The organism is Reyranella sp. (genome assembly GCF_036558665.1).
In the GTDB taxonomy this organism is placed as follows: domain Bacteria; phylum Pseudomonadota; class Alphaproteobacteria; order Reyranellales; family Reyranellaceae; genus Reyranella.
Genome location: NZ_DATBFE010000073.1, coordinates 96,930 through 114,460 on the forward strand (window position 1 = coordinate 96,930; position 17,531 = coordinate 114,460).

Consider the following 17,531-nt stretch of genomic DNA (forward strand, 5'->3'; position numbering starts at 1 on the left):
GTTTCGTCCATCATGGCGGCCTGCCGAGGAGCAAAGAGTGGAAGTAAGCGAGCTTGTCGCAGCGCTGGTCGATATCGAGCGGGCGGCCCATGAATTCATCGAAATGCCCGACTCCGCCGAGGCCGACCGGCGGCTGCTGGAGACGTTGCACCGGTGCAACGGGCGGCTGAACGAGCCCTACGGGTTCGATTCGGACACCGATGCCGTGCGCAGCCGGGTCTGGAAAGACTGCATGACGATCCTGTCGAACCTTGAACTCGCGCCTCAGCATGCCGCGGGCCAGAACTCCGAGCTGGTGCGCACCCAGGCGCAGAAGCTGGCGAGCCTGACCCAGGGACTGCTCGATCTCGTGCAGCGCAGGACGGAAAAGCGCTAATCTCGCGCCGCATGCCCGCTTGATGGAATTGGTAGACATACAGGACTTAAAATCCTGAGGCCGCAAGGCCGTGCCGGTTCGAGTCCGGCAGCGGGTACCATCGCGCGCCTGCAACCGCAGGGGCGGCGTGACGTTTGTCCCCTAGCGCATCGCTACACCAGCGAAGGAAATGGCCATGACCAGCAACGTCGATCTGCGTCGCCGGTGGTTTTTCGGCGCGGCCGCCGTCTGGGGCATGGCGCCGGCTCTGCCCGCTTTCGCAGACGAGCGCGGCACCGGCATGAGCACAAAGGCCGAGGCCGAGGCGCCCGTCCCGCCGACCGAGGATCTGATGCGCGAGCACGGTGTGCTGCGCCGGCTTCTGCTCATCTATGAAGCAGGCGCCCGCCGCCTCGGCCAGGGCGAGGACATGGAGGCGGCCGTCTTTGTTCGCGCAGCCGAGACGATGCGCGACTTCATCCACGACTATCACGAGAAGCTCGAGGAGGACCATCTCTTCCCGCACTTCAGGAAGGCCGGTCGGATGGTCCCGCTGGTCGACATCCTGGTGACGCAGCACGCGGCGGGGCGCAAGCTCACCGAGCGGGTCCTGCAGATCGCGCCGACGGCGCGCACCGACAGCGGCCGGCGCAAGACCATGATCGACGCCATGCAGGCGGCCATCGTGCTTTACCGGCCGCATGCGGCGCGGGAAGACACCGACATCTTTCCGACCGTGCGCAGCCTGGTCACCCCGAAGGAGTTCGACGCGCTCGGCGAGACCTTCGAGAAGGAGGAGAAATCGAGGTTCGGCGCCGACGGTTTCGAGAAGGTGGCCAAGACGGTCGAGGCGATCGAAAAGCGCATCGGCATCGACGATCTCAGCAAGTATACGCCCAAAACCTGAGTCCTAGCCGCGATAGTGGCAGGCGACCCAATGGCCGGGGCGGCTTTCACGCAGTTCGGGATCGCGTCGCGCACAGTCGGCCCGCGCGATCGGGCAGCGGGTATGGAAATGGCAGCCCGACGGAGGATGGATGGGGCTGGGCACGTCGCCCTGCAGCATGATCCGCTTGCGCCTCACGGTCGGATCCGGGATCGGCACCGCCGACAGCAGCGCCTCGGTATAGGGATGCAGCGGTTTGTCGTAGAGCTCGCGCGAAGGAGCGATCTCCACCACACGGCCGAGATACATCACCGCCACGCGCGTCGAGATATGCTCGACCACGCTGAGATCGTGCGCGATGAAGAGGTAGGTAAGGCCGAATTTGCCCTGCAGATCCTCGAGAAGGTTGATCACCTGGGCCTGGATCGAGACGTCGAGGGCGGAAACGGGCTCGTCGCAGACCACCAGCTTGGGTTCGACCGCCAACGCCCGGGCGATACCCACGCGCTGACGCTGCCCGCCCGAGAATTCGTGGGGGAACCGACGCATGTGGTCGGCCTGAAGGCCGACCGTCTCGAGGAGCTCGACGACGCGCTCCTCGAGAGCGCGGCGCGATTTGGCGAGCTTGTGGATCTGGAGTGCCTCGCCGATGATCGCACCGACCGTCAGTCGCGGATTGAGCGAGGCGTATGGATCCTGGAAGATGATCTGCATGTCGCGGCGCAGGGCGCGCAAGGCATCGCCGCCGAGGCGGCTCACGTCCGCGCCCTGGAACCAGATCTCGCCGGAGGTCGGCTCGATCAGTCGCAGGATGCAACGACCGGTGGTCGATTTACCACAGCCCGATTCGCCCACGAGGCCCAGCGTCTCACCCTTGCCGATGTCGAAGCTCACACCGTCGACGGCATGGACGCGCTCGACCTCGCGCGAGAAGACGCCGCCCTTGAGGGCGAAGTATTTGCGCAGACCCTTGACGGCGAGAAGCGTGGTGCCATTCACAGGACGCACCGCACGAAATGGCCGGGACCGACTTGCTTGAGCGGTGGCATCGCCTGCCGGCAGACGTCGGTGGCGAAACGGCAGCGTTGCGCGAAGCGGCAGCCCGGCGGCGGATCGAGCAGGCTCGGCACGGTGCCGGGTATCGCCTCCAGCCGCTCCTTGTGCGTGGCCGCGCGGTCGACGCGGGGAATGGAACGAATCAGGCCCTGCGTATAGGGATGCCGCGGACTGCCGAACAGGGCCGCAACCGGCGCTTCCTCGACCACCTTGCCGGCGTACATCACGATCACCCGCTGGCAGGTTTCCGCCACCACGCCCATGGCGTGGGTGATCAGCATGATCGCCATGCCGAAACGACTCTTCATCTCCTGCATCAACTCGAGGATTTGCGCCTGGATCGTGACATCGAGCGCCGTCGTCGGCTCGTCGGCGATCAGCAGCTTCGGACGGCAGGAGAGCGCGAGCGCAATCATGACGCGCTGGCGCATGCCGCCCGAAAACTGGTGCGGATAGTCGTGCACGCGCGCCTTCGCGTTGGGAATGTTGACGAGTGACAGCATCTCGACGGCGCGGTCGATCGCCTTCCGGCGCGTGAGCTTCTCGTGCTCGCGCAATACCTCGGCGATCTGGTCGCCCACCGTATACACGGGATTGAGCGAGGTCATGGGCTCCTGAAACACGATGGCGATCTCGCGCGCACGGATCCGGTCCATGTCGGCCGCGTCGAGCGGCAGCAGATCGCGCCCCTGCCACAGGATCTGACCGCCCTCGAAGCGCCCCGGCGGCATGTCGATCAGCTTCAGGATGGAACGAGCGGTCACGGTCTTGCCGCAGCCCGACTCGCCCACCACGCCCACCGTCTCGCCGCGGTTGATGCTGAGGTCGATGCCGTCGACCGCCCGCACCATGCCGTCGTCGGTCGCAAACCACGTCTTCAGTCCGCGAATGTCCAACAGCGTTTCAGCCATGCCCGCCTACAGCACGCGGCGCGGATCGAGGGCGTCGCGCAGGCCGTCGCCGATGAAATTGATGGACAGCACCGTCAGGAAGATTGCGGCGCCGGAGAACAACGCCCAATGCGGCGCGACGTCGAGCGTATCCTTGGCATCGAACAGCACGCGGCCCCAGGTCGGGATGTCGGGGGGAAAGCCGAGACCCAGGAACGACAGCGTCGATTCAGCGATGATCGCGGCGGCAACGTCGATCGTGCCCGCGACGATCACCGGTCCGAGCGCGTTGGGCAGGATGTGACGCACGACCTGGCGTATCTTCGAGGCGCCGAGTGCCCGCGCCGCCTCGATGAACTCCTTTTCCCGAATGGACAGGATCTGGGCGCGCACAAGGCGGGCGACCTGCATCCAGCGCAGCCCGCCGATCACCGTCACGACCATAATGAAAATCCCGCCCTGGGTACCGAACACGCTCGTGAGCGCACCGCGGAAGAGATAGATGATCAGGAGCAGCAGGGGTAGCTGCGGCAGTGACAGGAAGAGGTCGGCGAGCCACATCAAGGCAGCGTCGACGCTGCCACGCGACATACCCGCGATTGCCCCGACCAGAACGCCGACCACGGCCGCCACCAGCATGGCGCAGAGGCCGACGGCAATCGAGATTCGTCCGCCATAGAGCAGGCGGGCGAGAATGTCCTGCCCCAGATCGTCGGTGCCGAGCGGGTGCGCCCAGGACGGCCCTGCAAGTTGGGCGGAGAAGTCGATATCGTTGATCTGCACACGCCAGACGAGTGGCCCCAGCAGGACCGCGAGGACGATGACCAGCAGCACGGCCGCGCTCGCCATCGCGAGCTTGTGCCGGCGGAAACGCCGCCACGCTTCGAAGCCCGGCGAGACGTGCACTTTCTTCGCCGCTTTGGCGACGGCAGAAGCGCCCGCCGGCGCTTCAACGGTAAGCGATGCGGGGGTCGAGCCAGCCATAGAGGATATCGGCGATCAGGTTGAAGAGAACGACGAGACAAGCGAAGACGAAGGTAACCGCCATGACGACCGGCGTGTCGTTGGCGAGCATCGCCGAAATCAGCAGCGAACCGATACCCGGCACACGGAAGATCTGCTCGGTGACGATGGCGCCGCCGAACACGACCGGCATCTGAAGGGCGACCAGCGTGACGACCGGAATCAGGGCCGTCCGTACAACGTGCTTCAGGATGACCTTGCGCTCGCCGATGCCCTTGGACCGCGCCGTCGTGACATAGTCGAGTCGTACGACATCGAGCACTGCCGAGCGCACGTAGCGGACCAGCGATGCACCCTGGAACAGTCCGAGCACGGCCACCGGCATGATCGACTGCCTGACCTCGGCGACGAACCACTGCCAGCCGGTGGCGCTGAGGTCGGCCCGATAGACCATCGGCAGCCAGTCGAGTCTGACCGAGAAGATCAGGATCAACAGGAGGCCGGTGAAGAAGGTCGGCAGGGAAAAGCCGATGAAGGCCAGCGTATTGGCCACCTGGTCGAAGATCGAATAGGGACGCGTGCCGGCCAATACGCCGACCGGCAACGCGACGATGATGGCCAGGATTTGCGCTGCCCCGATCACGACCAACGTCGTCGGCAATCGTTGCAGGATCAGCATGTCGACATCCATGCGGCTCGCGAACGAAAATCCCCAGTCGCCATGGAGCATCGCGACCAGCCAATGGACGTAGCGTGTCCAGACGGGGTCATCGAGACCGAACTTGGCGCGCAAGGCCGCCGCCACTTCGGGCGGTATGGCGGGATTGCTCGCCAGCTCGCCGAACGGATCGCCCGGTGCAAGCGCCAACACGGTGAACAGCACGACGCTGATCCCGAGCAGGCTCGGAATCGCAATCAGCAGCCGCCGGATCAGATATTGCCGGGACACTTCACGCCTCCGCAGCGCACCCTAACCAGATTGACACTTCACCACCGCCATCATGCCCGTCCGGCGGCGCCGCGATGCCGTCACGCCTCCTTGTACCAGTCCGCGATATCCCAGGTGTTATTGTCCCAGCCGCTGATGTTCGCTCTCAGCTTGTCGTTGTGGGCGGTGACGCCAGGCCGGGCGACGACGGGGATCACGACGTAGTCGTTGACCACCATGTCGTTGGCCTTGATGAACATCGCCGCGCGTTTCACCGGATCGACCTCGACCTGGGCGGCCTTGTAGTTGTCGTCGTATTCCTTGTTCTGCCAGCGGGTGATGTTGCGGCCCTGCCACTTGTTGGCCTTGGTCGAGACTTCCCATGAGCAGAACTGGTTCATGAAAAGCTCCGGATCCGGCTGCGTCATGGTCGTCGTGTACATCTGCAGGTCGCAGTAGAAGTGCGTGTAGGTATCGGGATTGGCGACGTCGGACGAGAAGAACACCGATGCCGTCACGGCCTTCACCTCGATGTCGATGCCGGCCTTCTGGCAGGCCTGCTTGACGATCGCCTGCGTCTTCTGGCGCGGCTGGTTGATCGAGGTCTGGTAGACGAACTTCAGCTTCTTGCCGTCCTTGGCACGAATGCCATCGCCGCCCTTCTTCCACCCGGCCTTCTCGAGAATCTCCGCCGCCTTCTCGACGTTGAACTCGTAGTGGGTGTTCTTCGAGCGGAACTTTTCCGGGTTGTTGACGAAATTCGCAGTCGCGATGCCGGTGCGGCCGTAGATGTATTTCTGCACCGACTGCTTGTCGACCAGCATCGACAGGGCCTGTTTGACTGCCGGATCCGAAAGCGTCGGATGCTTCGTCTTGAGGCTCGAGCGCTCGCCGTCGACCTCGGTCCACGGATCCGTGTTGTTGAGCTGGATGTGCTCGATGTTGCCGCCGTCGGAGATGACGACACGTCCTTTTCCGCCCTTCTCGAGGCGCAGGAGGATCTCGTCCTCCACCTGCATGTTCCAGGCGAAGTCGAACTCGCCGGTCTGCAGCACGGCGCGCGCGGCCGAGACGGCGTCACCGCCTCCCTTCATCTCGATCGCGTCAAAATAGGGCCGGTTCTCCGCGTGGTAGTTCGTGTTGATCTCGCCGCTCACGATGTCGCCGGGTCGGAATTCCTTGAACTTGTACGGACCGGTGCCGACCGGCTTGAGGTTGGCGGGCGCCTCGCGCGACTTGGCGCCGATATAGTCGGCGAACAGATGCTTGGGGACGATCATGCCCTGCGGCCCGACGAAGGCATTCGCCCAGAACGGCGTCGGCTTGTCGAACAGCACCTTCACCGTGTAGTCGTCGACCTTCTCGACCATCACGTCCTTGTAGACCGCGATGGTGACCGCGGCGGTCGCCGGGTCCTTCGAATACTCCCAGTTGAAGAGAACGTCGTCGGCGGTGAAGGGCTTGCCATCGTGCCAGGTCACGCCCTTCTTGAGCTTCCACGTCACCGACTTGCCGTCGGCCGCCAGCGTTCCATCCTCGCGCCCGGGAATCGAGGCCGCCAGGACCGGCTTCAGATTGCCGTTGGGGTCCCAGCCGGCGAGCGGCTCATAGAAAAGCCGCGAGCCGTCCTGGTCCTTGGTGCCCACCGCGAAGTGCGGATTGAGCAGGGTCGGACCCTGCCACCACAAGACCTTGAGCATGCCGCCGCCGCCGCGCTTCGTCGGCTTGTAGGTCGAAGCGCTCTGCGCCATCGCCACACCCGAATAGGCCAGGAGTTGCGTCGCCATCGGTGCCGTGAGGCCGACCGCCATCATCTTCTGGACGAAGCGGCGGCGCGACAGGCCGCCCGACTTCACCTGGTCGATCAATCGTCGCAGTTCGCGTTCGTTCATAGTACACCCCGTCCTTGAGCCATCCCGCCCTACGCTCTCGCTATCTTGCAAGATGCGTGCAATCCTCTATCAGAACAGCACCAGCGGACATTCGTCAATGACGGTCCAGTCGCAGGTCGGGGAGCCGACGCCCCAAGGGGCGACCGCTATACCCCGGTTCGGGTGCGCGGAACCTACGATGGCGGCTGGAACCGACCCATGTTGCGCCAGATGAGAGAAGCCCTCGGTGGGAGAAGTCACCATGCGCCTGAAAGACAAGGTCACCCTGATCACTGGCGGGGCCAGCGGCATGGGTGCCGCAACTGCCCGGCTCTTCGCCCGGGAGGGCGCCCGCGCCGTCTTCGTGGCCGACCAGCTCGAACGCGAGGGCGCAGCGGTCGTCGCCAAAATCGAGAAGGCCGGCGGCAAGGCGGTCTTCCTGCCGCTTGACGTCACACGCGAAGACCAATGGCGGGCCGCCGTCGCCAAGGTGGAGTCCGCGGGCGGCGGCCTGGACGTGCTGGTCAACAATGCCGGCATCAGCGGCTCGGCCGAGCAGGATCTCTACGATACGGCTGCGTGGGAGCGCCTGATGGCCGTCAACGCGACCGGCGTTTTCCTGGGCATGAAGCATGGCATCGCGGCCATGAAGAAAACCGGCCGCGGTGGATCGGTGATCAACCTCTCGTCGATCTCCGGCCTTGTGGGCCAGGGCTATATCCATGTCGGATACAATGCTTCCAAGGGCGCGGTGCGGCTGATCACCAAGGCAGGGGCAGCCCAGCACGGCAAGGATCGCATCCGCGTGAACTCCGTCCATCCCGGCCTGATGCCGCCCATGCGCACGTCCGGCCGCACGGCGGATCCCGAGATGCGGGCGAAAACCCTGAAGGGCGTTCCGCTCGGCCGCGCCGGTGAGGTCGATGAAGTGGCCTATGCCATCCTGTTCCTGGCCTCCGACGAGTCCTCGTACGTGACGGGTGCCGAGCTGGTGGTCGATGGCGGCTGGACGGCTGTCTGACGCGCGACCGATCCAGCGACAAGCTGGCCCTTTCCCGTCAATGCGCGACGGCCCATAGTTGATCGATGGATCGTGGTCGCTCCCCGTCGGGCTGGCGTGCCTCGGCTTTGGCCGTGGCGCTGTTCGCGATCACCCTCAATTTCCTGCAGCCGCTTGCCCATGCCGCCCTGATGCGCGACGGCCCGGCGTCGACCTTGTGGAACGTCATCTGCAGCGCCTCGGCCGCGGATCCCGACCACGACACGAGCTCTCACCCGGTCACCGCGAATGCGCACAGCTGCTGCCTGGGCCTCGCCCACGCCGTTGCGTTCAGCGCGCCGTCGACCGCGTTCAGCATAGTCGGGCCGATGAGCGTTGCCGCGGCGCCGTTGCCGACGGACGAGCGCCCGAACACCGCCGGCATCCGCGACGGGCCCGGTCGACCACGCGGCCCACCCCTCCCCGCCTGACGCCTGAAGCCGCATCGCCCGCGGGCGATGCGTTCGTCCGTCGGTCAAGGGGAGTTCCATGCTGCCGATCCGTGCGGCGACCGTCGCCGCCTTCGCGGGCTTTGCCGCGGTCCCGGCACTCACACAGGCGCAAACGGCGCCATCCAGCCCGTCGCCTGCCGGGCCCTCCGCCACCGCGCAGCCGGCCGTCGTCCTGCCGCCCGTGACCGTGAGCGCCGCGCGCGGCTCGGACATCGAAAAGCTCGATGTCAGCACGACGGTCCTTTCGCGGCAGCAGATTCAAGCGATGCCTGAAACCGGAGTCGATCAGATCGTCAACAAGATTCCGGGTGTCTGGACCTTCACCATCCCGACCGGGCAGCTTCATCCGACCGGCCAGCCCTTCAGCATCCGCGGCTTCGGGTCAAGCACGACGATCAACACCCTGGTTATGGTCGATGGCGTGCCGATCAACGATCCCTATTTCCGCACTGTCGACTGGAGTGTAGTCTCCAAGGACTCGATCGAGCGGATCGAGGTCATCCGCGGCGGCGGTGCGACCAGCCTGTGGGGCAACATGGCGATGGGCGGCGTCGTCAATATCGTCACCCGCCAGCCAAGCCGCACGGGGGTTTCGCTGGACGCCAATTTCGGCAGCTACGATACATTCAACGGCGATGCGAGCGGAACCGTAATCCTGAACGACCGGCTGAGGGCCGGGCTCGACTACAGTCACCAGCAGAGCGCGGGCTACAACCTCACGCCTGCGCAATACCGCAATGCCAATCTGGTGGCGACCGCGTCCAAGGTCGACAATGTCGCCTTCTCGACCTTCCTCGCGCCCAGCGACAATTTCTCGCTCTTCGCCAAGGCCTACTATCACCAGGCCTACGAGGATGGACTCGTCTGGTCGTTGGCGCACAATCAGTGGTCAAGCTATCGCCTGCTGCTGGGCGGCAGCTACAAGCTCGATGAGACGTCCGCCGTCAACTTCAGTGCCTGGGCGGCCGGCGGAGTGTTCGGCACCACGAATGCCAGCAGTGGTTCCTATACTCTCAACAACATCACCGCCCTCAATCAGTTCGTCAGCCAGACCGAGACGGCGCCCAACAACAACCAGGGCGGATCGATCTTCTATCGGCTCGACACCGAGCACATCAAAGACGTGAAGATCGGCGTCGATTTCCGCCGCATACAGATCACCGACAACATTAACCTGTTCGCAAGCGCCACCTCTGCTCCCTCCATTTTCGTCAACCGCGGCGAGCATCGGCTCGAAGGCGCGTTCGCACAGGGAACGTGGCGCTCCGCGAATCTTCCGCTCGACATCACGGTCGGTTTGAGAGGCGACTTCTACCAGGCGGTCGATGCCAGCCAATTGATCGCCAATGTGGCCGCGACGAACACCATCCCCGATTCGAGCGCGGCAAGCTTCGATCCGCGCATCGGCGTCAAGTACTACGTTACCGACGAGCTGGTGCTGCGCGCCGCGGCCTACCGGAACTTCTCCGCTCCCGGCATGAACCAGATGTACCGCAGCTTCGCCAGCGGCACGAGCTTCACCACCACCAATCCCACTCTGCAGCCGATGACCAACCTCGGCGAGGAGGCAGGCTTCGACTTCAATTGGCGGAAGGTCAGCCTGTCGGCTACCTTCTTCAACAACGACCTCGACAACTTCATCGACTTCGTGAAGGTCTGCAATGCCAACGCCGCCTGCGCCGCGCCCTTCACCGCTGCAGCCGGTCTCGGCCCTGCCTTCACGACGGTCAATCAGTACAACAACGTCGGCAGCGCCAACTTCCGTGGCTTCGAGGTGATTGCAGGTTGGCAGGTGCTGCCCGAGCTCAGGCTCAGCGCCAATTTCACGCAGACCACCGCCCGGCTCACCAGCTCGAACTTCCCCGCCCTCGAACCGACCGGGGTACAACTGGGCGAGGTTCCAGGCTGGATGCTCAATTTGGGCGCCGAGTGGCGCCCGATGCCCGAACTCGTACTCAATATCAACCTCAAGTCGTTCCCCGCCTACTGGAACGACACCGGGCATACGCAATTGAACGACGCGGCCACGCTGGTCGATCTCGGCATCTCCTATGCGATCAGGAAGGGAGTCGAGATCTATGGCATCGCCCAGAACCTCTTCAACACCCAGTACCTCGCGCAAGGCTACACCCTGACGTCATTCGAGGGCCCGACCGTGAATGCGAGCTCCATTCCCGCCCTCGGCATGCCGCTCACGATCGTCGGCGGACTCAGGGCCTCGTTCTGATGGCGAGCAGCGATCGAAGGAGATCGACGATGCGCAGAATTCTTCTGCCGGCCCTTGCAAGCATGTTCGCAGCCGGCATCGCGACCGCCCAACCGCATCGGCATGTGATGGGTGACACCCACCAAGCCTTCACCGCCACGCCGGCTTTCGCGCCGGACGGCACGCTTTGGCTGGCCCGGGCGGAGGCCGACCGGGTCGAGGTGGCCAAGTCGGGGGATCTCGGCAGGACTTTCAGTGCGCCGGTCTCCGTGGTGCCCCAGCGGATCAAGGTCGATTGGGGTCCCGACACGCGCCCAATGATAGTGGTCGACCGCACCGGCCATCTCGTCGTCACCTACGCGATCTTCCAGGACGAACGCTTCAACGGCCGCGTCTACTACACGCGCTCGACCGACGGCGGACGGTCGTTTGCGCCGCCAAGGCCGATCACGACCGACGAGACGAGCCAGCGCTTCCCGTCAATGACCATCGATTCCGATGGCAGGGTATTCGCGGCCTGGCTCGACAAGCGCAATGCAGCCTCGGCCATTGCCGCCGGCAAGTCCTATCCCGGCGCGGCACTTGCCTACGGCTGGTCGAATGACGATGGCCAGACCTTTACCGACTCCCGGATCGCGATCGACAACACCTGCGAATGCTGCCGCCTGGGTGTGGCTCTGGCCGGTCCAGGCCGGCCGGCGCTGCTGTTCCGCAATATTTTCGACGGGTCCATTCGCGACCACGCGCTGGTCGCCTTCAAGGGCCCGACCGAGCCTGGCCCGCTGCGCCGCGTGAGCATCGACGACTGGAAGATCGAGGCCTGTCCTCATCAGGGCCCCAGCCTCGCGATCGCGGCGGACGGTTCGTATCATGCCGTCTGGTTCACGGACGGGACGGTGCGGCGAGGCTTGTTCTATGCCCGCGCCGACAATGGTGATGCGGCCTTCAGCCCGCCGCGCGCCCTCTCTGCGCCGGAGCTCCAGCCCAGCCGGCCCTATCTGCTCGCAACCGGCGACACCCTGCATCTTGTCTGGAAGGAGTTCGACGGCAAGCGCACCCATGTCCGCTGGGAAGTCTCGCGCGACAGCGGGCGGACGTGGAGTGCCCCAAGAACGGTTGCCGACACTGAAGATGCCTCGGACCATCCGCTGCTCGTCGCACATCAAAGTCGCACCTACCTTTCCTGGCTGACCAAGCGCGAGGGTTATCGGTTGATCCCCCTGGAGAACGCGCCATGAGACTCTCGATCCTGACCGGTTTCCTGGCCGGCCTCATCGGGCTGGTCGGCCTCGCTGCCCTTGGCACTGCCCATGCTGGCGAACCGTTGCCCTTTGGGCGCGGAAGCTGGGCAAAGCTACGCGAGGCCCATGCCGGGCAGCCGACCGTCGTGCACTTCTGGGGCCTGACCTGCGGACCGTGCCTGGTCGAGCTTCCCAACTGGGGAAGACTCCTGGCCGAGCGCAAGGATCTCAATCTGGTGCTCCTGGCGGCCGATCCGATGCCGGAACCGACAGAGCAGCTCGCGGCGACGCTCGATCGCGCCGGGCTGGGCTCGGCCGAGAGCTGGGCCTTCACTGACCGCTTCTACGAGCGGCTACGCTACGAGATCGATCCGGCCTGGGCGGGCGAGCTGCCCCGCACCCAAATGATCGCGCGCGACGGCACGCTCACGGTGCTGCGCGGTGTTGTCGACCTGACAAAAGTGCGCGCCTGGTTGGACGACCAGGCGAAATACCAACCCCCGGTCCAGAGGTAATGAACATGATGTCCTTTCGTCTCGCCCTCGTTTTTCTTGCGCTCGCACTGCTGCCGGCCTCCGCTTTCGCCCGCGACTACAAGCTGGGTGCGCTCGAGATCAGCCAGCCCTGGGCCCGCGCCACGGCGTCGACGGCGCCCGCCGGCGGCGGCTATCTGACCGTGACCAACAGGGGGACGACGCCCGACCGGCTCGTCTCCGCCAGCAGTCCCGTTGCCGACAAGGTCCAGATCCACGAGATGAAGATGGACGGTAACATCATGCGCATGCGCGAAGTCGGACACGGGCTCGAGATTGCGCCGGGCGCGACCGTGAAGCTGGCGCCCGGCGGCTTTCATCTCATGATGATGGGCCTGAAGGAGCCCTTGAAGCAGGGTGCACGCGTGCCGCTCACGCTGGTGTTCGAGAAAGCCGGCCGCATCGATGTCGAGCTCGACGTCGGGAGCATGGGCGCCACCCAGCCCCCGCATGACATGTAGTCGAAGCTAGAAGAGCTGCACCGCGATCATGATCATGCCGACTACCGACACCGCCCAGGCGAGGGTGCGGAGCCAGGGAATGCCGATCAGGTAGATGATCGCATGGGCGAGCCGTCCCCAGAAGAAGATGGCAGCACCGGTCGCCGTCGCAGCATTGGCCTTGCCGGCCGCGGCGGCGATCAGCACGAGAGCCGCGAACAGCACCAGGTTCTCAACCATGTTGAGATGCGCGCGCTTGGCGCGGCCGGCAACGCCGGTCAGTACTGGCAGCTCGTCGCGGTTGCCGGCCAATGCTGGCAAGCCGACCTGGACCTGGGCAGTCGCGGCGGCAATCAACACCTGGACGAACGCAAGGACCACAGAGAACAGAAGATACTTGAGATCCGGACTCATGCGTCTCTCCCCTACCTCGTTCCGAACAGGCGGTCGCCCGCATCGCCGAGGCCGGGGACAATATACCCGTGATCGTTGAGTTTCGCATCGATGGCGGCTGTGAACACCGGCACGTCGGGATGGACCTCGGCGAAAGCACGGGCGCCTTGCTCGGAACCGAGGATGCAGATGAACTTGATGCGTTTGGCACCCGACTCCTTCAGGCGATCCACTGCGGCAATCGCCGAGTGCGCGGTCGCCAGCATGGGGTCACAGACGATGACATCGCGATCGGAGATGTCGCCGGGCGTGCGGAAATAGTACTCGACGGCCTGCAGCGTCCGCGGATCGCGATAGAGCCCGACATGCCCCATGCGCGCGAGCGGCATCAGATCCAGCAGGCCCTCCGCCAGGCCGAGCCCTGCACGCAGGATGGGCACGACCACGAGCTTCTTGCCGTCGAGCAAGGGCGCGTCCGTCGGCTCGATCGGCGTCTCGATGTGCGTGGGTACCAGTGGCAGGTCGCGCGTCGCGTCGTAGCCGAGCAGCAGGCCCATCTCGCGCAGCAGCCGCCGAAAATTGGCGCTCGACGTCTGCCTGTCGCGCATCTTGGTGAGCTTGTGCTGCACCAGCGGATGGGACACGACGTGGATCGAATGCGGCAAGGACATGGTCTTCTCCCCGTTTCAGAAAAGAGTACCGTCGCTCTCGACGGTGATCGGCGGACCGCCGCCGGCGCGCCGCTCGGCGGCGAGCTTTCGACCGGCAAACCAGGTGCCGGCTTCCAGCACCTTCACGAGCGGCAACCGCGCGGCATCCATCCCCAGATGCAGCCGCAGATGCTCGGCGATACGGTCAAGCAGGGCGACGGTGAGCGCGCGCCATTCCACGACCGGCTCGTCGGCAGGCGCGAACGTTCCGGTCAGCAGCGCCGATTGCTTGGGCCGAAGCGCGCCCGAATCCACGAGCAGGCCGCCATTGCGATACTCCGGCAGGCCGGTGAGCGCGTCGAGCTCGACGACTCGCAGGCCCGCGCCTTCCAGCGGCTCGACCAGCGAATAGGACATCCATTGCGAGAGCTTGTGGAACGGCACGAGGCCGATCGCGGGATGCGCCCACACGTCACCCAGAGGCTGGCCGTCGAGCGAGAGCCGCGAGGGCCAGATCGACGACATCCTGTCGAGCACGGTGGCGAGGATGGCAGCGGCCTTCACTTCGCCGCCACCCTCCGCAAGGATATCGAACAGGGCTCCGGGCCGTACCAACCCGATCCCCCCCAGCTTTCGCAGCAGCCCGGCGCGACCCTCGAGGCCGAGCAGGGGATTGTGCGCCGTCACCTGGAAGCCGAGCGCAATGTCGGTCGGCGTCAGCGCGGCGAGGCGTTCGGCATCGACCCGCAGCGGATCGCGCTTGGGATCGCAGCTGAAGGCACCTGCGGCAAACATATGGAAGCTCGCCACGCCCAGCCCTTCGGAGCGCGCGTAGGTCTCGCCCGTGCCGGGCTCGCGGTAGGACCAGCCCGAACCTGCGCCGGCATCGAGCAGTACCGAGACGATAGCGAGATCCATGCGCCGACGCGCCACCTCGTCCCTGGCGAGCATGGCGAGCCCTGGCGCAAGCGCGGCCCAGCGGTCGCGGCCGCCCGCTTCGAAGTGCCGCCACCGCGAATGGAACGGGATCGCCGCGGGATTGGCGTAGCGCTGCCGCGTGACGTCGAGCGTGGCCTGCACCGCGGCTTCGAGGCCGTCGCCGTCGAGCGCGAACCACCGGGAACGGCCGGCCTCGACATATTCGAGGACCTGCCCTGCTCGTTCGCGGATTGCGGCCGGGTTGCGAAGGTAAGCTATCGAGTCATTCATCGGAGCGCGCCACCGCCGTGGCGCTCACCCTCGTGGTGCGCCACTTCAGCGCGGGCAAAGCCCCCGCGCGCAGTAGCGCGCTCCCATGAGTCATTCCGTCAGCCTCCGACCCTTGGCCTTGGCGAGCTCGCCCAGCGCCGGCTTCTTGAGGGTGAAATAGCCGGCGGCCTTCTTGGCATCCATCTCGACCAGGGCGTCCGCAGGTATCAGCTCGTCGGGAATCGGCACCTGCTCGACGATCGCGATGCCTTGTTCACGCAGAGCGTTCGCCTTCATGTTGCTCATGGAGGCGAAGCGATCGATCCGGGCGATGCCCAGCCAGTGGAAGACGTCGGGCATCAGCTCCTGGAACCGCATATCCTGAACACCGGCAACGCATTCCGTGCGATTGAAGTATTGCGCTGCCGAATCTCCACCCGGCTGGCGCTTGCGCGCGTTGTAGACCAGGAACTTGGTCACTTCACCGAGAGCGCGACCTTCCTTGCGATTGTAGATCACGACGCCGACGCCGCCCCTCTGGGCCATCTCGATGCAGATCTCGATGCCGTGCGCGAGATAGGGGCGACAGGTGCAGATGTCGGAGCCGAACACATCGGATCCGTTGCACTCGTCATGGAGCCGGCAGGCGATCCTGGTCTCGGGCTTGCCGAGCTTGGTCACATCGCCGAAGAAGTAGATCGTCGAGCCACCGATCGGCGGCAGGAAGATCTCGAGGTCGGACCGCGTGACGAGTTCGGTGTACATGCCGCCGGTGTGCTCGAACAGGGTGCGGCGCAGCTCGGTCTCCTTGACGCCGAAGCGATCGGCGATGCCAGGCAGCCACCACACCGGCTCGACCGCCGCCTTGGTCACGCGCACGTCGCCGTTGGGCATCAGAAGGTCGTTGTCGGGCTTCAGCCGGCCGGCGACGATGGCGTCGCGGATCTCCGGCATCTGCACGCGTGCCTTGGTGACGGCGATTGTGGGACGGATGTCCCAGCCGGCGGCGAGCTTGTCGGCAAATACCTCGGCGACCATGTGGCCCCAGGGATCGAGCGACACGATCTTCGACGGCTCGAACCAGCTTTCGAACGGTCCGATCGGCTCGGCCGGGGAAGTGTTGGTGAGGTCGGGGCGGTGTCCCGGTTTCAGTTCCTGCGCGGCAATGGCGAGCGCGCGGTAGATGCCATAGCTGCCCGAATGCACGCCGATCGCGTTGCGCTTGGCCGGATCGGCGACGGTGCCGACCACCGGCCCGCGCAGCGCCGGATCGCTCGCGCCCCAAACCAGGGCCGGCGCCGCCTGGCCACCCTGCGATGGATGAGTATTCAGTCTGATGTGGGCCATATGCTTTCCTGATGCCAAAAGGCGGGAAAGCGAGGCATTCTAGGGCCTGTGGACGAAGAAGGAAAGAACGTCTCTAACTCGTTAAGAACCAACGATTTGCGGCCACACGCAGGAGGAATACCATGCCCGACAGCCATGCTCACGCAGGCAAGCTCGAGATCGTGAACCATCTCGGACCGGATTCGTTCAGGCCGGATGGACTGCGGCCTTTCTTCGAATATCGCCCGCTCGGCATCGACAAACTGACCGGCGGCAAGGTCGGCGCACACGTGATCCGCGCGAAGCCTGGAATGCATGCCGATGCCCCGCGCCACACACACAGCCTCGGGTTCCAGTTCGTCTATGTGCTGAAGGGCTGGGCAATCTTCGAGTACGACGGCTACGGTGAGCACAAGCTCGTCGCCGGTTCGACCGTCTATCAGCCCCCCGGAATCAAGCACAAGGAGGTTGCCCACTCCGACGACTTCGAGGTGCTCGAGATCACCATGCCGGCAGAGTTCGAGACCGCAACCGTGGAGTAGCGTCACGCTCATGAGGCTCGCTTTGTCCTTCCTCGCGCTGCTGCTGTCCGTTGCCGCAACCCTCGCCGCCGATCCGGCGCCACAGCCCGTGCCGAAAGTGAGGCCTATCTTTTTCCCGAGAGGAGCGACCGGCGGTACGGTCGGCGGCTACGTGCTGCGCGGCAATCGCGATCTCTACTCGCTTACCGCCGCCAAGGGACAGACGCTGACCGTGACCATCACCGCACCCGACGACAATGCCGTGTTCCAGATCTACGAGCCCGACACCAAAATCCAGCGCGATTCCGCCGGCACACTCGAGTTCATCGGCAAGGCGCTTCCCGACGCCAACGACGGTGACGACGCGACGCGCTGGAGCGGGCGCCTGCCGCGCGCCGGCACCTACCTGATCGTGATCGGCAGCACCCGCGGCAATGCGCGCTACAGCATCGATGTGAAGGTGGAATAGGGGCGGAGACACCAACGCGAGTGCGGGGCAGTCGTGCTTATCGTTCGCAAGTGCCAAGCGGTACATGACCAGCATAGGCGGCGGTGAGGCAATCAGCAGTCGTGCGGAACGCCCGGCGGTCGAA

At 65.1% G+C, this 17,531-nt stretch carries 19 protein-coding genes and 1 tRNA gene; 11 read left to right on the forward strand and 9 right to left on the reverse strand.

Going from position 1 to position 17,531, the window contains the following annotated elements; genetic code table 11:
• The first annotated feature begins 37 nt into the window (after positions 1-37).
• From VH499_RS12215 to VH499_RS12225, 3 genes are all read left to right on the forward strand, one after another.
• The gene (locus VH499_RS12215; RefSeq protein ID WP_332053009.1) at positions 38-376 is read left to right on the forward strand and encodes a hypothetical protein; all 339 of its coding nucleotides are present in this window, start codon (positions 38-40) and stop codon (positions 374-376) included.
• 13 nt (positions 377-389) lie between these two features.
• Positions 390-476 (forward strand) — tRNA-Leu (locus VH499_RS12220).
• Between the two features lie 75 nt (positions 477-551).
• Positions 552-1,262 carry a hemerythrin domain-containing protein gene (locus tag VH499_RS12225; protein WP_332053010.1) on the forward strand — a complete coding sequence of 237 codons (711 nt, stop codon included), beginning with the start codon at positions 552-554 and terminating at the stop codon, positions 1,260-1,262.
• Between the two features lie 3 nt (positions 1,263-1,265).
• Here the strand turns inward: VH499_RS12225 and VH499_RS12230 are convergent, their stop codons facing one another.
• From VH499_RS12230 to VH499_RS12250, 5 genes are all read right to left on the reverse strand, one after another.
• Entirely contained in the window at positions 1,266-2,240 is a 975-nt protein-coding gene (locus tag VH499_RS12230) for an ABC transporter ATP-binding protein (RefSeq protein ID WP_422662703.1), read from the reverse strand.
• A complete protein-coding gene (locus tag VH499_RS12235; RefSeq protein ID WP_332053012.1) occupies positions 2,237-3,208 on the reverse strand; it encodes an ABC transporter ATP-binding protein in 972 nt (323 codons plus the stop codon). Before VH499_RS12235 ends, VH499_RS12230 begins: the two co-directional genes overlap by 4 nt.
• Positions 3,209-3,214: 6 nt before the next feature.
• A complete protein-coding gene (locus VH499_RS12240) occupies positions 3,215-4,171 on the reverse strand; it encodes an ABC transporter permease (protein WP_332053013.1) in 957 nt (318 codons plus the stop codon).
• Positions 4,137-5,099 (reverse strand): ABC transporter permease, encoded by a 963-nt coding sequence (locus tag VH499_RS12245; protein ID WP_332053014.1) that lies wholly within the window; start codon positions 5,097-5,099, stop codon positions 4,137-4,139. The genes VH499_RS12240 and VH499_RS12245 overlap by 35 nt, the downstream gene beginning before the upstream one ends.
• Before the next feature lie 80 nt (positions 5,100-5,179).
• Positions 5,180-6,970 (reverse strand): peptide ABC transporter substrate-binding protein, encoded by a 1,791-nt coding sequence (locus VH499_RS12250; RefSeq protein ID WP_332053015.1) that lies wholly within the window; start codon positions 6,968-6,970, stop codon positions 5,180-5,182.
• 241 nt (positions 6,971-7,211) lie between these two features.
• On the opposite strand from VH499_RS12250, the gene VH499_RS12255 reads away from it, so the two are divergent.
• The 6 genes from VH499_RS12255 (at position 7,212) to VH499_RS12280 (ending at position 12,881) form a co-directional block, all read left to right on the forward strand.
• Entirely contained in the window at positions 7,212-7,970 is a 759-nt protein-coding gene (locus VH499_RS12255) for a glucose 1-dehydrogenase (RefSeq protein ID WP_332053016.1), read from the forward strand.
• A 65-nt stretch (positions 7,971-8,035) separates the two neighbouring features.
• A complete protein-coding gene (locus VH499_RS12260) occupies positions 8,036-8,419 on the forward strand; it encodes a DUF2946 family protein (protein WP_332053017.1) in 384 nt (127 codons plus the stop codon).
• A 58-nt stretch (positions 8,420-8,477) separates the two neighbouring features.
• Positions 8,478-10,667, forward strand: coding sequence for a TonB-dependent receptor (locus tag VH499_RS12265; RefSeq protein ID WP_332053018.1), 2,190 nt, complete (start codon positions 8,478-8,480; stop codon positions 10,665-10,667).
• 29 nt (positions 10,668-10,696) lie between these two features.
• A complete protein-coding gene (locus tag VH499_RS12270; protein ID WP_332053019.1) occupies positions 10,697-11,884 on the forward strand; it encodes a sialidase family protein in 1,188 nt (395 codons plus the stop codon).
• Positions 11,881-12,402, forward strand: a complete 522-nt coding sequence (locus VH499_RS12275; RefSeq protein WP_332053020.1) for a TlpA family protein disulfide reductase — start codon at positions 11,881-11,883, stop codon at positions 12,400-12,402. The genes VH499_RS12270 and VH499_RS12275 overlap by 4 nt, the downstream gene beginning before the upstream one ends.
• Before the next feature lie 5 nt (positions 12,403-12,407).
• On the forward strand, positions 12,408-12,881 hold the full coding sequence (locus tag VH499_RS12280; RefSeq protein ID WP_332053021.1) for a copper chaperone PCu(A)C: 474 nt from the start codon (positions 12,408-12,410) through the stop codon (positions 12,879-12,881).
• A gap of 6 nt (positions 12,882-12,887) precedes the next feature.
• Here VH499_RS12280 and VH499_RS12285 read toward each other — a convergent pair whose 3' ends face one another.
• From VH499_RS12285 to VH499_RS12300, 4 genes are all read right to left on the reverse strand, one after another.
• The gene (locus VH499_RS12285) at positions 12,888-13,274 is read right to left on the reverse strand and encodes an MAPEG family protein (protein WP_332053022.1); all 387 of its coding nucleotides are present in this window, start codon (positions 13,272-13,274) and stop codon (positions 12,888-12,890) included.
• Positions 13,275-13,285: 11 nt separating this feature from the next.
• Entirely contained in the window at positions 13,286-13,924 is a 639-nt protein-coding gene (gene upp / locus VH499_RS12290) for a uracil phosphoribosyltransferase (RefSeq protein WP_332053023.1), read from the reverse strand.
• A gap of 15 nt (positions 13,925-13,939) precedes the next feature.
• Positions 13,940-15,112 (reverse strand): URC4/urg3 family protein, encoded by a 1,173-nt coding sequence (locus tag VH499_RS12295; protein ID WP_332053024.1) that lies wholly within the window; start codon positions 15,110-15,112, stop codon positions 13,940-13,942.
• 90 nt (positions 15,113-15,202) lie between these two features.
• A complete protein-coding gene (locus VH499_RS12300) occupies positions 15,203-16,456 on the reverse strand; it encodes a GTP cyclohydrolase II (protein WP_414709778.1) in 1,254 nt (417 codons plus the stop codon).
• Between the two features lie 104 nt (positions 16,457-16,560).
• Here VH499_RS12300 and VH499_RS12305 point away from each other — a divergent pair, with 104 nt between their 5' ends.
• Both VH499_RS12305 and VH499_RS12310 read left to right on the forward strand, forming a co-directional pair.
• Positions 16,561-16,959: a cupin domain-containing protein gene (locus VH499_RS12305; RefSeq protein ID WP_332053026.1), complete on the forward strand. Its 399-nt coding sequence runs from the start codon at positions 16,561-16,563 to the stop codon at positions 16,957-16,959.
• A gap of 10 nt (positions 16,960-16,969) precedes the next feature.
• On the forward strand, positions 16,970-17,407 hold the full coding sequence (locus tag VH499_RS12310) for a hypothetical protein (protein ID WP_332053027.1): 438 nt from the start codon (positions 16,970-16,972) through the stop codon (positions 17,405-17,407).
• Positions 17,408-17,531: the final 124 nt, after the last annotated feature.